The 15,469-nt window shown below is 72.5% G+C and carries 14 protein-coding genes; 6 read left to right on the plus strand and 8 right to left on the minus strand.

The genetic code is table 11. The features are described from left to right. Positions 1-8 precede the first annotated feature (8 nt). The 5 genes from JQX11_RS12770 to JQX11_RS12790 all read left to right on the plus strand — a co-directional run bounded on the left by JQX11_RS12770 (position 9) and on the right by JQX11_RS12790 (position 3,873). Positions 9-842 carry a CPBP family intramembrane glutamic endopeptidase gene (locus JQX11_RS12770; RefSeq protein ID WP_204925189.1) on the plus strand — a complete coding sequence of 278 codons (834 nt, stop codon included), beginning with the start codon at positions 9-11 and terminating at the stop codon, positions 840-842. After that, a complete protein-coding gene (locus JQX11_RS12775) occupies positions 842-1,999 on the plus strand; it encodes a sensor histidine kinase (RefSeq protein ID WP_204925190.1) in 1,158 nt (385 codons plus the stop codon). The genes JQX11_RS12770 and JQX11_RS12775 overlap by 1 nt, the downstream gene beginning before the upstream one ends. Beyond that, positions 1,996-2,655 (plus strand): response regulator, encoded by a 660-nt coding sequence (locus JQX11_RS12780; RefSeq protein WP_204925191.1) that lies wholly within the window; start codon positions 1,996-1,998, stop codon positions 2,653-2,655. Before JQX11_RS12775 ends, JQX11_RS12780 begins: the two co-directional genes overlap by 4 nt. An 88-nt stretch (positions 2,656-2,743) precedes the next feature. Then, entirely contained in the window at positions 2,744-3,472 is a 729-nt protein-coding gene (locus JQX11_RS12785) for a hypothetical protein (RefSeq protein WP_204925192.1), read from the plus strand. After that, positions 3,469-3,873, plus strand: a complete 405-nt coding sequence (locus JQX11_RS12790; RefSeq protein WP_204925193.1) for a GntR family transcriptional regulator — start codon at positions 3,469-3,471, stop codon at positions 3,871-3,873. The genes JQX11_RS12785 and JQX11_RS12790 overlap by 4 nt, the downstream gene beginning before the upstream one ends. Before the next feature lie 63 nt (positions 3,874-3,936). Here the strand turns inward: JQX11_RS12790 and JQX11_RS12795 are convergent, their stop codons facing one another. From JQX11_RS12795 to JQX11_RS12810, 4 genes are all read right to left on the minus strand, one after another. After that, on the minus strand, positions 3,937-5,163 hold the full coding sequence (locus JQX11_RS12795; RefSeq protein ID WP_204925194.1) for an MFS transporter: 1,227 nt from the start codon (positions 5,161-5,163) through the stop codon (positions 3,937-3,939). A 1-nt stretch (position 5,164) separates the two neighbouring features. Beyond that, positions 5,165-6,526, minus strand: a complete 1,362-nt coding sequence (locus tag JQX11_RS12800) for a condensation domain-containing protein (protein ID WP_204925195.1) — start codon at positions 6,524-6,526, stop codon at positions 5,165-5,167. Positions 6,527-6,531: 5 nt separating this feature from the next. Beyond that, positions 6,532-8,994 carry a tetratricopeptide repeat protein gene (locus tag JQX11_RS33045; RefSeq protein ID WP_204925196.1) on the minus strand — a complete coding sequence of 821 codons (2,463 nt, stop codon included), beginning with the start codon at positions 8,992-8,994 and terminating at the stop codon, positions 6,532-6,534. A 93-nt stretch (positions 8,995-9,087) separates the two neighbouring features. Continuing rightward, entirely contained in the window at positions 9,088-9,300 is a 213-nt protein-coding gene (locus JQX11_RS12810) for a hypothetical protein (RefSeq protein WP_204925197.1), read from the minus strand. A 49-nt stretch (positions 9,301-9,349) separates the two neighbouring features. Between JQX11_RS12810 and JQX11_RS12815 the strand changes: the two genes are divergently transcribed. After that, positions 9,350-9,703 (plus strand): hypothetical protein, encoded by a 354-nt coding sequence (locus JQX11_RS12815; protein WP_204925198.1) that lies wholly within the window; start codon positions 9,350-9,352, stop codon positions 9,701-9,703. A gap of 245 nt (positions 9,704-9,948) precedes the next feature. On the opposite strand, the gene JQX11_RS12820 is transcribed toward JQX11_RS12815, so the two are convergent. The 4 genes from JQX11_RS12820 to JQX11_RS12835 are packed head-to-tail and all read right to left on the minus strand — an operon-like array spanning position 9,949 to position 15,367. After that, positions 9,949-11,772 (minus strand): carbamoyltransferase family protein, encoded by a 1,824-nt coding sequence (locus tag JQX11_RS12820; protein ID WP_204925199.1) that lies wholly within the window; start codon positions 11,770-11,772, stop codon positions 9,949-9,951. 27 nt (positions 11,773-11,799) lie between these two features. Further along, positions 11,800-12,678 (minus strand): ABC transporter permease, encoded by an 879-nt coding sequence (locus tag JQX11_RS12825; RefSeq protein ID WP_204925200.1) that lies wholly within the window; start codon positions 12,676-12,678, stop codon positions 11,800-11,802. Next, positions 12,675-13,571 carry an ABC transporter ATP-binding protein gene (locus tag JQX11_RS12830; protein WP_307826162.1) on the minus strand — a complete coding sequence of 299 codons (897 nt, stop codon included), beginning with the start codon at positions 13,569-13,571 and terminating at the stop codon, positions 12,675-12,677. The genes JQX11_RS12825 and JQX11_RS12830 overlap by 4 nt, the downstream gene beginning before the upstream one ends. Next, complete coding sequence (locus JQX11_RS12835) at positions 13,568-15,367, minus strand: condensation domain-containing protein (RefSeq protein WP_204925202.1); 1,800 nt, start codon at positions 15,365-15,367, stop codon at positions 13,568-13,570. The genes JQX11_RS12830 and JQX11_RS12835 overlap by 4 nt, the downstream gene beginning before the upstream one ends. Positions 15,368-15,469 lie beyond the last annotated feature (102 nt).

The following is a 15,469-nucleotide window of genomic DNA, read 5'->3' on the forward strand; positions in this document are numbered from 1 at the left end:
AACCCGTCATGCGTGTGTTGAAACAGGTCCTCGCCGTCGCGGCAGCCGCTCTCGTCGGCAGCCGGGCCGTCGCGGCGGTGCAGGACAACCCCTGGCTCACCCTGCTCCTCGGCACGGCGACCGCCGTGGCCACGCTCCTCGCGTACCGGTGGGTGGTGCGTCGTACCGAGGGACGGGAGGTCACGGAGCTGGCCCGGTGCGGTGCCGGCGCCCGGATCGTCCGGGGCGCGGTCATCGGGTTCGTCATGTTCGCCGCCGTCGTCGTCACCATCGCCCTGCTGGGTGGCTACCACGTGCACGGCACGGGTTCGGTGACCGGCATGGTGGGCCTGTTCGGGTTCATGGCGGCCGCCGCCGTGACCGAGGAGTTGCTCTTCCGGGGCCTGCTGTTCCGCCTCGTCGAGGAACGCCTCGGGACCTGGCTGTCGCTGCTGCTGACCGGGGTGCTGTTCGGCCTGGTCCACCTGGCCAACCCCGATGCGAGCGTGTGGGGCGCGACCGCCGTCATGATCGAGGCGGGCTTCATGCTCGCCGCCTGCTACGCCGCCACCCGCACCCTGTGGGTGCCGATCGGGCTGCACTTCGGGTGGAACTTCGCCGCCGCGGGGATCTTCAGCGTCGTGGTCTCCGGCAACGGCGAGTCGCAGGGACTGCTGGACGCCAGCACGTCGGGCCCGATGCTGCTCAGCGGTGGCGACTTCGGGCCGGAGGCCAGTCTGTACACGGTGCTGGCGGGGCTGGCACTGACCGTGGTGTTCCTGGCGCTGGCCCACCGTCGCGGTCGCATCGTCCCGCGTCGCCGGCCGGTCGACGTGCCGGCGGCAGACGTTACCGTCTCCTGATGGTCGACCTGCGGACGCTTGCGGACAGGTGGCGGCGCTGGCCGGTCACGGTCCGGGATCTCCCGCTGGCGCTGCTGCTCGCCCTCGCCTGCGCGCCGATCCCGGTGTTGCAGGACCGCAGCACGCAACTCGGTGACCTGCCCGGCCGCCCGTTCGACGCGTTGGCCGTGGTGGCGATCGCCCTGGAGTGCCTCCCGCTGGCCGTCCGCCGGCGATGGCCCGGGATCTGTCTCGCCCTGGTGTCCCTCGGCTTCGCCGTCGACCAGGTGCGCGCCTACCACACGGTCGCGGGCACCGCGCTGGCCGTCGCGTTGCTCAACGCCGGGGTCCACCTGGAACGTCGTCGGCGCGCCACCCTGGTCGTGGGCTCCGCCGCGTACGTCGCCCTGGCGGTCACCCTGCACCGGCAGGGGTCGACGGAGGGTGTGGGTGGTTTCCTCACCTTCTACCTGGCGTTGACCCTCGCCTGGGGCGTCGGGGCCTGGCTGCGGCAGAGCCGGGCCGCCGAGGCCGAACGCCGCCAGCGGGCCGCCGAGGCCGCCCGCGCCACCGAACGCGCCCGCATCGCCGGTGAACTGCACGACATCGTGACCCACCACGTGACGGCGATGGTCGTGCAGGCCGAGGCGGCACGCTACCTGACAGCCGTCCCGGACCGCCTCGACACCACCCTCACCGCCATCACCGACACCGGCCGGAGAGCCATCGCCGACCTGCGGATCCTGCTCGACCTGCTCGACCCCGACCACCACGCCGACCCGCGCGTGCCGTCCGTCGGGGAGCTGCCCGCACTGGTCGAGCAGACCCGGCGGGCCGGGCAGCCGGTGGAGTTCACCCAGGACGGCAGCCCGGCGGAGACCACCGGCGGCGCGGAGGCCGCCGCCTACCGGGTCGTGCGGGAGGCGCTGACGAACGCCCTGAAGTACGCCCACGGCAGCCGCACCGCCGTGCACGTCCACCACGGGAAGAGGGAGATCACGGTGGAGATCAGCACCGCCGGCCCGGGTGCGCGCCCCGCCGGCCCGGGTGGGAGCGGACGCGGCCTGGCCGGGCTGCGTGACCGCGTCACCGTGCTCGGCGGCGAGTTCAGCGCGCAACGCCGGGAGGACGACGGCTTCGTCGTCCGGGCCCGCATCCCCACCGGTGACGCGTCATGACCGCGCCGATCCGGGTGCTGGTCTGCGACGACCAGGCGCTGATCCGGACCGGCTTCACGACGATCATCGGCGCTCAACCCGACCTGGAGGTGGTGGGCGAGTGCGGGAACGGGCGCGAGGCGGTCGATCTCGCCGGGCGGCTGAGTCCGGACGTGGTGGTGATGGACGTACGGATGCCGGTCCTCGACGGCATCGCGGCGACCCGCCTGCTGGCCGGCAGTGGGGTGACCCACCCGGTCAGGGTGCTCGTGGTGACGACGTTCAACCTCGACGAGTACGTCTACCAGGCGCTGCGCGCCGGGGCGAGCGGCTTCCTGCTCAAGGACGCCCCACCGGCGCAGCTGCTGCACGGTATCCGCACCGTCGCCGGCGGGGCGGCGCTGCTGGCACCCGAGGTGACCCGGCAACTCGTCGGCCGGTACGCGGCACGCATCCGCCCCGCCGGGGGCACCCCGGACGACACGGGCCTGACGCCGCGCGAGTTGGAGGTGCTGCGCCTGATCGCCGACGGCCTGTCCAACAGCGAGATAGCGGCCCGGCTGGTGATCAGTCAGGAGACCGTCAAGACGTACGTCTCACGCATCCTCACCAAGCTCGACCTGCGCGACCGTGTGCAGGCGGTGGTGTACGCGTACCGGACCGGGCTGGTGACCTGAACGCCCCGGCACCGTCACGTGCACAGGGGGTGACACGGGCTATGGAAATAGTTACTCTTGTATCAGTATTTCGATACAAGGAGGGGTCATGACCACTGGTGGCCGGTATCGAATGGTCGGGATGGCTGTCGGCGTGGGGACCGCCTTCGCACTGACCCGCACCTACCTGTTTGATCTGGCTCCGATCGCCCTGGTCCTGGCGACTCTCCTCGGCGCTCTCGCCAGCGAAGCCGTCACGCCACGACCGGGCCGGGGCCGTGGCACCGCCAGCCTGGTTCCCCGGCGCGTGCGGGATTACGCGCCGAGACGGGAAGTCGTCGTGGTCGCGCTGCTCGGGGTCGGCATCATGCTCTTCGCCGGCTTTCCCACCCCCGAACGCCCTGATCACGAAGTCAAGTACTTCGGCACCGCGGCACCGGTCAGCCTCACGAGCACACTGATCACGCTTGGTGTCACCGCCGCCCTGACCATCGTCATCGTATGGCTGATCGTCCGTGCGCCCCAGGCGGGAGCCGACGAGGCGGATGCGGCAGCGGACAACACCTGGCGTCACGCCGCCATCCGCCGCACGGTCTACACCTGCACGGCGGTGTTCGCCATCGTGTTCACCACCCTCGCCTTCTGGTACGCCGATCGCCAGTGGGATTGGCGCGCTGGTGGCTCACCTGCCTGGGGTCTCGCCCTCAGCCTCCTCGCCGGGCTCGGCCTGATCATCTTCGGCGGCTATGCGGGTGCCCTGGTGATGGCCCCGCACCGGCTTCCCGGCGCCGTGACCGGTGCCGCCAGCCACATCGGTGCCGACGGGGTAGCCGGATGACGAGCGGCCCCGCCATCCGGATCAACCCGTCCTCGGCTGTTCCCCCGTTCGAACAGGTCCGTCAGCAGATCGCCGAGCTGATCCGGTGGGGGGTGCTCGCGGAAGGGCAGCGACTCCCGACGGTCAGGCAACTCGCCGCCGATCTGGGGCTGGCCAACGGAACCGTGGCTCGCGCATACCAGGAACTGGAGGCGGCCGGCCTGGTCGTCACCAGACGGGCGGCCGGCACCCGGGTGGCTTCCGCGGCCGTCCTGCAGCCAGACGCCCGTCTCGAAGCCCTGACCCTGCGGGCCCGTGAGTTCGTCACCGCCGGTCGTCTCCTCGGTGCCGGTGATGACGAACTCACCGACGCCCTCGCTGCCGCGCTGAAAGCAACGCCATCCGCCGTAGCGGGCCCCTGAGATCGACAGCGCCCTGCCGCACCGTCGAGCGGTCCACCGAGATCGGATCCTCGACGCTGAGGCTCAAGCGGGCTGCCGGTCGGGGACGCGCAGGCGCAGCAGCGGCAGGCAGGACAGGAGCAGACCGACCGCACCCACCCACAGGGCCGTCCGGGCACCGGCGGCGGCCCCCAGCACGGTGCCCGCCAGCGCACCCACCGGCATCGCCCCGCCGAGCAGGAACCGCATGGTGGCGTTCATCCGGCCGAGCAGTCCGGGCGGGCACAACTGTTGGCGCAGGCTGACCTGGGCCACGTTGGAGGCTGTCGCTCCCGCCCACAGCAGCAGGTAGCCGCCGGCCGCCAGCCAGATCCCGCCGACGCTGTCGATCAGGGGGGTGAGCAGCGCGCACGGCGCGGTGGCGAGGAGGCAGAGCCAGACCGCTCGGTACTGCCCGAGCCGGCGGGTCAGCCGCCGGGCCACGACCGCGCCGAGGATGCCGCCGGCGCCGCCCGCGCTGAAGTACGCGCTGGCCGTCGCCGGGGACGCGCCCAGCTCGCTGACCAGCCGCACCGGCACCATCGTCTGCACCATCAGGGCGAACATGTTGTACGCGCCGCCGGCCAGCGCCAGCACCCGCAGTACCGGGTGGCGCAGCACGTAGGCCACACCGTCGCGGATCTGCCCGGCCAGCCGGGACCGGCCGGTGGCGGCGGGCCGCGGATCGGCCGTCCGGATCCGGGCCAGGTACGCGGCGGACCCGGCGAACCCCACCGCGATCAGCAGGACGGCGGGTCCGGTGCCGGCCAGCTCGACGGCCAGCCCGGCCAGTGCGGGCCCCGCGACCTGCGCCACCGCGAGGGTGGTGCTCAGCCGGGCGTTGCCCTCGACCAGCTCGTCGGGCCGCACCACCCGGGGCAGGTAACTCTGGTGCGCGACGTCGAAGAACACGGTGAGCACCCCGACGCCGAGGACGACGACGTACAACTGGCCGAGCGCCACTCCACCCGGTGCCGCCGGCACGGCCAGCGAGGCGACGAGCAGGGCCCGCCCCAGGTCGGTGCCGATGAGCAGCCGCCGCTGCCGCACCCGGTCGACGACCGCGCCGGCGGGCAGGCCGACGACCAGGAACGCCACCGTGCCCAGGGTGCCGACCAGACCCACCTGCCAGGCGGAGGCGTGCATCGGGCCGGCCGCCACCAACGGCAGCGCCACCAGGGCCATCCGCGCACCGAACTGGCTCGCGACCGCACCGAGCCACAGGGACCGGAAGTCGTGCTGTCGGAGCAGCCCGCCACGGCGGTACACCACGTCAGGTCGACGCGGCCGTGGTCGGGGTGTCGGCCGTCCGCAGCCACGTCGCCCGTAGCAGGTCGGCGGCCCGGTCGGCGGCGATGTCGGGTTGCTCGGCCAGCAGGGCGAAGAACCGGACCAGGGCGGCACCCACCGGAGCGGCGGCCGGCAGCACCTCGGGGTCGTGGTGGACGGTCACCTCGGGCTGCTCGGCAGACCACGTCACCGCCAGGTGCAGCGCGTTGTGGGCGGGGAACCCGCGCCGACCTGCGGGCGGGCGTACCCTGCCGCGCAGCAGCCGGCCCGCCGGGCCGATCGTGGCGTTGCCCACCGTGACGGTGGGCTCCGCCGCCACCACGTTGAGCACGAGCCGACGCCGTTCCCGCAGGGCTTCCACCCCACCGAAGTCGGTGAGCCACTGGCCGAGCAGCGGCGGCGCGGCGGCGTTGACGGCGATGAGAGCACGGACATGGTCGGCGAGCGAGGCGGCGGGCAGGCGGGCAGGCGGTACGCTCACCACCGCCTCGTGCAGCGCGCCGGGCACCTCGACGCTCTCCCGGGTCCACCGGCCGCCCCGCGCGTACAGCACCGGGACGTCCGCGTCGGCCCAGAGTCCCAGCAGGAACGACAGGGCCGCCAGGAGCAGCCCGGAGCCGGTCGCGCCGGTGAGGTCGCGGCCGTACCGGATGGCCCGGGTGGTTGCGCCGTCGAGCCGCAGCGGCGAGGCGGCGGTGGCGGTGGTGTCCCGCCACGGCTTCCAGCGCCCGCCGGGGAAGGCGACGGCGGGAACGTCCCGGCTCATCGCCTCCGCCCAGAACTCCCGGGACGCCGTGTGCCGTGGGTCCGCGGCGACCTCGGCCGCGTGGGCGAAGAACGACGGCAGCGGCGACGGCGTGCGCTCCGGATGCTGGTACGCCGCAGCCACCCGGCGCACGAACCGGGTGTGCGTCGCGTGGTCGGCGAAGCCGTGGTCCACCACGAGGGCGAGCGCGTGCTCGTCCGGGGCCAGCCGCACCAGGCAGGCCCCGGCCAGCGGGTCGTGGCGCAGGTCGATCGGCGCGTACACCGCCTCGCCGAGCGCCGCCCCGGCCGCCTCCAGCAGCCGGTCCGCCGGCACGTCGGCACAGTCCACCGTGGTCACCGGGAAGGGCTGCTCGGGTCCGTACACCAGCTCCGGGCCCGGGGCGAACCGGGCGCGCCACACGTCGTTGCCGGCGGCGACGGCCCGCATGGCGGCGGCCAGGCGCGGCACGTCCACCTCGCCCCGGACGTGCCACAGCGTCCAGGCCCGGGGCATCGGGTTGTGCCGGGGCAGACCGGCCCCGTCGGTGTCGCTGAGCAGCAGCAGTTCACGCTGCGCCCCGTAGGGCGGCACCCCCACCCGGCTCACCCCGGGAACGGGGGCAGTTGCGGCCACGCCGGTTGGCCCGCGATCCAGGCCGCCAGCACTCCCCCGTCGTCGGGCAGCAGGCCGCGCAGGTGCAGGTCACGCAGCCGGCGCAGCGGCGTCACCCCGGTCGGCCAGTGCGCGAGCGACCGGCGGTAGCACTCGGCGGCCAGGTCCGCCCGGCCGAGCTGCTCGTGCACCTGGCCGGCGTTGAACCAGGAGATCCGGCCGTACGGGAACTGCAGGTGCGCGGCCCGCAGGTACGCCTCAAGCGCGCCGTCGTGGTCGCCGGCCTGGTACCGCAGTTCGCCCGCGGTGAGCCAGGTCTTCGGATCGATCGGGTCGATCCGCTGCGCCAGCTCGTCGACCAGGGCCAGCGCGGTGTCGCGTTCGCCGAGGTGGGTGTGGGTGCGCACGGCGGTCTCCACGGCCGGGAAGTAGTTGTCGGCGGCGATGACCCGGGTGTGTTCGTCGTGCCCGGTCAGCTCCCGGGCGATGCCGAGCCACCGGTCCATGTCCGCCCGCAGCAGGTCACGGTCGCCGGTGAGGAACGGCAGGAATCCCATGGCCCGGAACCATCTGCTGGTCATGATCGCAGCGTCGAACTGCGACACCTCGGGCAGTGCGGTGTACCGGGCCAGGTCCTCCTCGCCGAGTTTGCGCCACCGGGCGATGGTGTCGGGCTCCCGGCGTCGGGCCGCGTTGACGGTGGCGTTGATGGTGGTGACCACCCGCGTGCGGGCGTACCGGACGTCGTCGCCGAGCTGGTCGTACAGGGTGCGGAAGTGCGGCTCCAGCTCGGCCGCGTGCCCCGTGGTGAGCATCTGCTCGGCGAAGATCCAGCTGGCCAGCGCGTACGCGCTCTCGGGGTCGCGTACCGGCACGTCCGGCCCGGGGAGGATCCGCTTGGCCTCGGCGTGGAAACCCAGCGCGGACAGCAGCCGGCCCAGCAACGCCCGGTCCAGCAGCGGCAGGTCCGACACGTTGGCCAGCCGGTCCCGCACCCCGGGCGGGCAGCCGTCCGGTGCCGCCAGCCACGTCGCGTAGTCGGCCGAGGCGGCATCGGAGGCGTACCCGTACACCGCCGCTGTCGCCTGCAGTTCGTCGCGGAACATGGCGGCCGTGGCCCGTTGCGGGTGGATCTCCCGGAACCAGGGCTCGCGACGCTCCAGCACGGCGGCGTACGACATCAGTGGTGTGTGGATCGCGACCGGCGGGGTGTCGGCCGGGTCGAGGATCGCGCTCGGATGCAGATCGAGGAACGGCCGGTAGCGCTCCAGCGGAAGCGGACGCGCCCCGACCGCCGGGTCAGCCTGCGCCGCGACCGCCCACCGCACCGCGTCGGCGCAGGCCGTGCCGTCCAACGCCGGGCGTCGCGCGACGAGCACCGCCGACCGGTCCCGTTCGGCGCGGCGATCCGTGGCGAGCAGGTCGGCCAGCGCCCCGACCAGCTCGCCGGTGTCCGCTGCCGGAGCCAACCCGCCGGTGGGCCCGTTGTCCGCGCCGGGCGCGGTGGGGGTCGCCAGGTCGAGCAGTCCGGCCAGCGCGGCGGTCCGCTCGGCCAGGCCGGTGCGGACGGCCACCCGGTAGTGGGTAAGGGCCGCCTCCCGGTCGCCCGCCGCCCGGGCCGCGTCCGCCGCGAGGAGCCGGGTCGCCGCGCCGGTGGGATCGAGGTCCAGGGCGGCACTGGCGAACTCGTACGCCGACCCGACGCCGGTGCCGTTCAGGGCGGCCCGGGTGGCGGCCCGCAGCAGCGCCAGTGCGGCGTCGCGGGCGAGGAAGTCGGTCCGGTCCGTTCCCAGGTCGTGGACGACGGCGCGGACCGTGTCGGCGTCCGGCACCGGCTCGGCCGGGGAGCGTAGCCGCGCGGCGAGGACCCGGGCCCGGGCGATCACCCCGATCCGGTCGCCGGTCAGGGCGGCGGCCAGGGACTCCGCGGTGGTGAGCGATTCGGTGGCCGGTTGCCCGTGGGTCACAGCGGACCGGGCGTGGGCGAGGGCGGTGGTGAGGCGGACCGGCAGGCCCGCCGCCTCGGGTGGCACCGGGGGCAGTGGTTGCCGGCCGTCCCCGGCGAGCAGGAGGGCACGCCAGGCGTACACCGGGGGCGGCGCGTCGGAACCGATGCGGCGCAGCAGGGTCGCGGCGTCCTCCCGGCGGCCCAGCGCGCGCATCAGTCGGGCCGCCCACAGCAGGCCGGCGGGGTCCTCGGTCGTGAGCCGTTGCGCCACCCCGGGCGGGACGACGAGTGGGTCCGTGGCGTCGAGCAGGCCGGCGCGGCACATCGTGCGGCGCAGGTCGGCAGGGGGCGCGTGGACGGGCAGCCAGCCGCAGGGGTCTTCCCGGTCGGCGCAGAACAGTGCCGTCTCCGCGACCAGGGACGGCGGGACCGTGGGATCGGCGGTCAGGTCGATGAGCGGGCGCAGCGGCGATGCCGCCGGGTCCCGCCAGGTGAGGTCGGCCAACCCTGTCCTCCCGCCCGGTCGGTTGGTTCGGTCCTAGGGGCGGACACGCGACGATGGGACAGCCCGTGCCCGCCCGGTTGGTGACCGGCGACGTCAGTTGATGACGGCGTTGATCAGACCGACGGCGGTTCCTTCGAGGTCCTCGTAGCGCTCCATGCTCGACACCTCCTCCCGACCGGACGAGGAAGACGGGCGATGACGGCCCCTGATCCCGCCATTCTCGCCCATCAATTGAGTTGAATCAATCTGTTGGAGCGTGGTCGACGGTGGAGACCTGTCAGCGGGCTGGATCAGCTCGGGTTCCACTGCTAGTGATAGAGCGGTGACGATGGGCTGCTCTCCGGGGAGGAACCACGTGCAAGAGATCGACACACATGACACCGTCAAACGGGATCCGGTCCCCCCGCTCATGGTCCTGCTCGGCTGGCACCTGCTGGTGGTCGCCGCCTACATCGTCGTACTGAGCCGGCAATCTCACGAACGGGTGGGCCATGACGAGTCACCGTGGGTGGAAATGGTGATCTTCGGGTTCACCGTCGGGATGCCGTTACTGCTCGTCCCTCTGATCACCGGTCTGATCCTGCTCTGGCTCTTTCCGAGCTTTCCGAGCAGGAGGGGCCAGATCAGCTGGCCCGTCATCCGCGGGACCCTCGCCGCCACACCGCTGTTCCTCATGGTGGTGTGGACCATCCCCGCTGTGCCGCACTGACGTGGACAGGTTCGTTTCGCCTTCGACGTGTACGCCTTTCCGCCAGTCGGGTCCTCGGGCGGCCCGAAGTCAGCCATGGGTCTCGCCGTCCCCGGGTGCGGGGACCGGGTGCATGGTGAACGGCACCAGCGGGTCACCGGGCACCACGTCCCCCTGACGGAGATCGGCGCGCCCGGCGTGAATCCCTGTCGGCTGAAGGCGCAATGATCACCGGGCCGGCGGACGTAATGACACCCTGGAGCGGGCTACACCGATCTGACGCCGAGCACGGTACGCCGCTCGGCGTCGGTCAGCGCACGCTCGACCGCCGGCACCGCCTCGGGCTTGGCGTAGAGCCGATCACCGAGCACCAGGACATCCAAGCTGGATGAGGCGAAGGTGCGGAATGCCTCCGCGCCCGCCCGCGCCGTGGGCTGGCCCTTGACGTTCAGCGAGGTGTTCATCAGCACGGGTGTCCCCGTCAGCCGCTCGAACTCGTCCAGGATCCGCCAGAAGCGTGGATTGTCCGCCCGGTGCACGGCCTGCACCCGGGCGGTGCCGTCGTCGTGCACCACCGCGGCGATCCGTTCCGCCATCCCCGGCCGCACCGGCACCGCCACCGTCATGTGCCGCATGTTCGTACCGGGTGGCACGACGAACCAGTCGTCGGCCCGCTCCGCCATCACCGCCGGCGCGAGCGGACGAAACTCCTCCCGGAACTTCACCGCGGCGTTAACCCGGTCCCGAGCGCCACGGTCCCGCGGGTCCGCCAGGATGCTCCGGTTGCCCAGCGCTCGTGGGCCGAACTCCAGCCGGCCCTGGGCCCAGCCGACGATCCGGCCCTCCGTCAGCAGCCGGGCGACCACCGTCTCGGCGACGCCCTCCGCCACCGACACCGACCAGTACGGCTGGTCGGCCGGGGGCCCGTCCTCGTCGACGTCCGGGCCGAGGTAGGTCATCGTCGGGTAGCGGACGCCGGACACCGCCGGACCGGACACGGCGAGCGCAGCACCGACCGCTGTTCCCTCGTCACCCGCCGCGGGTTGCACGTACACGGCATCAACCAGCCCGGAGGCGGCCAGCTTGCCGATCGCGACGCAGTTCAGCGCCACCCCGCCGGCGAACGCCACCCGCCGCAGCCCGGTGCGCCCCACCCAGTACGACAGCAGATGGGTCAGCGCCTGTTCCACCCGCTCCTGGGCCGCGCTGGCCAGGTCGATGTGCTCCTGGGTGAGTTCCTCGCCGGCCCGGCGCTGCGGGCAGGCCCGCTCGGTCAGCCAGTCGCGGGAGGTCGCGAAGGTCTCCCGGGCCCACGGCGTCCGGTTGAGCCGCAGCAGCGGCACGTCCAGCCGGCCGTCCGGTAGGCACCGCACCGCGTCGGCCAGCACCGCGCGGTACCGCGCCGGATCGCCCATCGCGGCGAGCGCCATCACCTTGTACTCGTCGCTGTTGGGCCCGTAGCCCAGGTGCATGGTGAACAGCGCATAGCAGAGGCCGAGGCTGGCCCGGTAGTCCAGGGCGGCAAGGCGGACCAGTTGCCCGTTGCGCCAGCTGTACACGGTGATCGCGTGCAACTCCCCCATTCCGTCGACGACCACGACCAACGCTTCGTCGAATCCGGACGGAATGGCGGCGGTGAGCGCGTGCGCCCGGTGGTGGGCCACCGGAGTCACCCGGTGCCGGGCCAGGCGGGGCATGAACCGGTGCAGCAGCTCGGTCTGCCGGGCCGGGTCGAGGATCTCCTGATAGCGACGTCGCGCGTATTCCTCCCCTTGGGCAAAGACCCGCACGTGGGAGTGGTCGAAGTTGTGCGCCACCGCGTCGACGTCGGTGAAGTCCAGTCCGGCCATGGTCAGGCAGCTCACCATCGCGTCGGCCGGAAAGGCGTGGTCGAACTTGATCCCCGAGTACCGCTCCTGCTGCACGGCCGCGACCAGCTCACCGTCGACGACCAGGGCGGCGGCGGAATCCAGGCCCTGGAACAGGCGTGCTTCCCGCTCGTCGAGGCCCGGGAAGTAGGACCGCTTCAGCTCTGCCGAGCCGTGCAGCCCGCTGTAGCCGAGCACGACCGTCCGCCGGTGATCAGTCATCTCATCTCCTCACACCCACCTGGTGGGTCAGCCGTCGGCGCGGTTGCGCCAGCGGAAGGTGCGTACCGCGACAAAGAGGCCGACCAGGCACCAGCCGCCGAGCACCAGCGCGATCCGGCCGTGTTCCCAGCTCCCGGCGACCTCGTGGGCGGCGAACGAGTCGGGCAGGAAGACCGATCGCATCCCCTGCGTCATCCACTTCAGCGGGAAGAGGGCGCCGATGCCCTGCATCCAGCTCGGCAGGGTGGCGAAGACGAAGAACACCCCGGAGACGAACTGGAGCACGGTCGCCAGTGGCGACACGACCGCCGGAGCGGTCCGGCCGTTCTTCACGATTCCGGCGACGCCGATACCGAGCAGGGTGCAGGCGATCGTGCCGAGCCCGGCCACCCAGAGGAAGGTCAACCAGGGACCGACGGTCTTGGGCAGGGTCAGATCGTAGAAGAGCACGCCGATGACGATCAGCAGGACGGTCTGCACCGATGCGGTGAACGCCACCATCATGATCTTGCCGGCGAAGTACGCCGACTTGGGCATGGGCGTGCCGGCGAGCCGTTTCAGGCCGCCGATGTCCCGTTCGAGCGGGATCACGATGGCGAGGTTCTGGAAGCTGCACCCGAACATGCCGGAGGCGATCATCCCGGCGACGAAGTACTGCTCGTAGTCCACGCCCGCCGCGACGGGCTGCCCGTGTAACGCCGAGCCGAAGATGACCAGCAGGGCGAGCGGGAAGACGAAGGTGAAGACCATCGCCGAGCGCTCGCGCACGAAGGAGAGGAACTCCAGGCGGGTACGGGCGGCCGCTACCCGGACCAGTCCCGGCAGCCGGGGGGCCGGTCCGGCCGGCGCTGCCGGGTCAGGCGGTCCGGTGGTCGGACGGGCACCTTCCTCGCTGAGGGCGGTCATGCCGGACCGCCGGTCACCGGTGGCGACGCGGAGTCCGACGACGACTGCCCGATCATCTCCAGGTAGGTGTCCTCCAGGCTGGGCCGGTGCACCACCAGCTCCGGAACGACGCCTCCGAACCGGTCGGCGAGTTCCCGCACGACCGCAGTCGGATTCTCGGTACGCAGGGTTTGTGTTCCGTCCGGGCCGGTCCACCGCACCGTGGCGGTGGCTGCGGCCCGCCCGCCGAGGGTCTGCGGTGTGGCGATCGCGACGATCCGTCCCCCGGTCATCACCGCGACCCGGTCGGCGAGGCGTTCGGCCTCATCCAGGTAGTGCGTGGTGAGCAGGATCGTGGTGCCGTCCCGGGCGAGCTGCGCCAGCAGCGACCAGAAGCGGACCCGGGCCTCCGGGTCGAAGCCGGTGGTGGGCTCGTCGAGGAAGAGCAACTCGGGGCGGCCGACGATGCCGAGCGCCACGTCGAGCCGGCGGCGTTGCCCACCGGAGAGTGCGGCGGCGCGGACCCGGGACTGGTCGGCCAGGCCCACCAGCTCGATCACCTCGTCGGGGGAACGGGGCGTCGGGTAGTAGGCGGCGACCGACCGGACCCAGTCGCGCACCGACAGGACGTTGGAGTAGGTCAGGTCGTCGGCGCGTTGCAGGACGACACCGATCCGGGCCCGCCATGCCGGTCCGCCGTCGGCGGGATCGACACCGAGCACGGACACCGTGCCGGCGTCGCGACGGCGGTGTCCCGCCAGGATCTCGACGGTGGTGGTCTTGCCGGCCCCGTTCGGCCCGAGTAGAGCGAACACCTCACCCCGGTGGACGGTGAACTCGACCCCGGCCACCGCGGGCCGCCCGTGGTACGACTTGCGCAGCCCGGACAGCACGATCGCATCCGTGGCGCTCACTGCGGCGTTCCCTGCCGTCCGTCCCCTACGTGCAGCACCTCCATGCGCTGCCATGCCGACAGGTCGGTCGGGTCCTCCGGCGCCCTCGCGCAGATCACATACCGTCGCGGTGCCATCGCCGTGTCCCGGCCCGGCAGGCGTTCCAGGCAGGCCAGGTGAGCCTGGCGCGGCGTGACGGGGGTCCCGTCCGCCAGGTACGCCACCAGTTCCGTCCGGCCCTGGTCGTCCGGTACGGCGAACACCCGGACGCCGGCGGTGGGCAGTGCGTCGTCGAGCAGGCGTTGCGTCTGGGAGAGCTGGATCCAGCTGGAGTCGACCAGTCGCCAGTCCGCGTCGCGGGACAGCGGTGTCACCCCGGTCACCTCGTCGAGACGGTCGAGCGGCACGTCACCCGCAGCTGCCTCGACGAGCAGCCGTTCCACTCCCCGTAGCAGCAGTTCGCTGTCGACGTCGGTGATCCTGTGCCGGTCGGCGGTCAGCAGGCCCAGGATCAGCTGTCCCTGCTTGTCCAGCAGGCGGAAGGCCAGCAGCGTGCGGATCTCCCCCCAGGGCCGTGACACGACCGTCGTCTCGTGCATGGCCCGGTGGGCCTCGGCGGCGTCCGCTTCCGTCGGGTCGGCCGGGCCTGGGGGTCGTTTCTCGGGTCCCATGGCGGCGCTGGAGTCGTTGAAGGTGCAGAGCCGGGCGATGTGGATGCCCCGCTCGTCGCTGATCCGGTCCGTCAGTCGTGTCATGTCCTCCGGTCGGCCGGCCGGATAGCGGTTGGCTCGCAGTACGGCGGTGCCGGCCCGGCCGACGAGTTCGTCGAAGCCTGCGCAGCCAACCTCCACCGACACCAGGCTGTCGGTGGCCAACGGGCCGACGTAGTCGTGCAGTCGGCGCTCGTACCGGTTGCTGCACAGGGTCGGCATGACGATCAGGCGGTGGCCGGTGCGTTGTCTCAGCACCGCGCAGACGGCGGCCAGCACCGCCATCGACGTGCTCGCACCGGTGCGGGCGGCGATGTGCGGCAGGGCCAGGGCGGCGGCGCGCGACCAGAGCCAGGAGGACGACGATCCGCCCGGCCCCTGGGGTGCGGGCGGCACCGCGTACAGGTTCTGCGGGATGGTGGTGAGGGTTCTTTCCCAGTAACGCAGTGCTTCCTCGGCCCGACGTCGGCCCCGCTCGGACCGTTCGGCGGCCGCCTGGTCGAGGGGTTGGTCGCCCTGCCGGCCGACCTGTCGACGGGTGGGGTCGGCGGCGAGTTCGGTGAACTGCCTGCCCAGCATCACCATGCTGGGCAGATCCACCACGACGTGCGAGTAGACGACGGCCGCGGCGGTGGGTACGCCGTCCACCGCGGTCACCGCGACCCGGATCGGCAACTGCACTGTCAGGTCGAACTCGTCCGCACGCAGGATCCGGATCAGCTCGTTCACCAGCACCTGTGGCTCGGCGTCGGCGTCGGCGGTGAACACCTCGACGGTCAGCTCGCCGCAGCGCAGCACCCGCTGGGTCCGCCCGTCGCCGGGGAAGAGGGTGCGTAGCGCCTCGTGCCGGGTCAGCAGCGCCGCGACGGCCGCCGTCACGTCGGCCATCGAGGCACCAGGGGGCAGCTCCAACGGGCCGGCCGCGAATCGCCCGTACGGCTTCTCCTTGGCGATCCAGCCGAGCATGTTCGCTTGGCCGAGGGTGATCGGTCCGGTGCCCTCCCGGTCGCCGGTGAACCGGACGGTCAGCTCGTCGGCCCGGGTCAGGGTGACCGCAGGGGGTGCGTCGTCGGGAGGCGGTACCAGGTCGATAGGTCGAATTCCCATCGTTCTTCTCCTCCAGCAGACCGCCACTCGATGTCGTGCAACGTGGCCGACCCGCGAGACCGTCGCTACGGGCCGATCGCCGGGTGGTGCCTGACGGTCACG

It is taken from the genome of Micromonospora humida (assembly GCF_016901255.1).
Taxonomy (GTDB): domain Bacteria; phylum Actinomycetota; class Actinomycetes; order Mycobacteriales; family Micromonosporaceae; genus Micromonospora; species Micromonospora wenchangensis.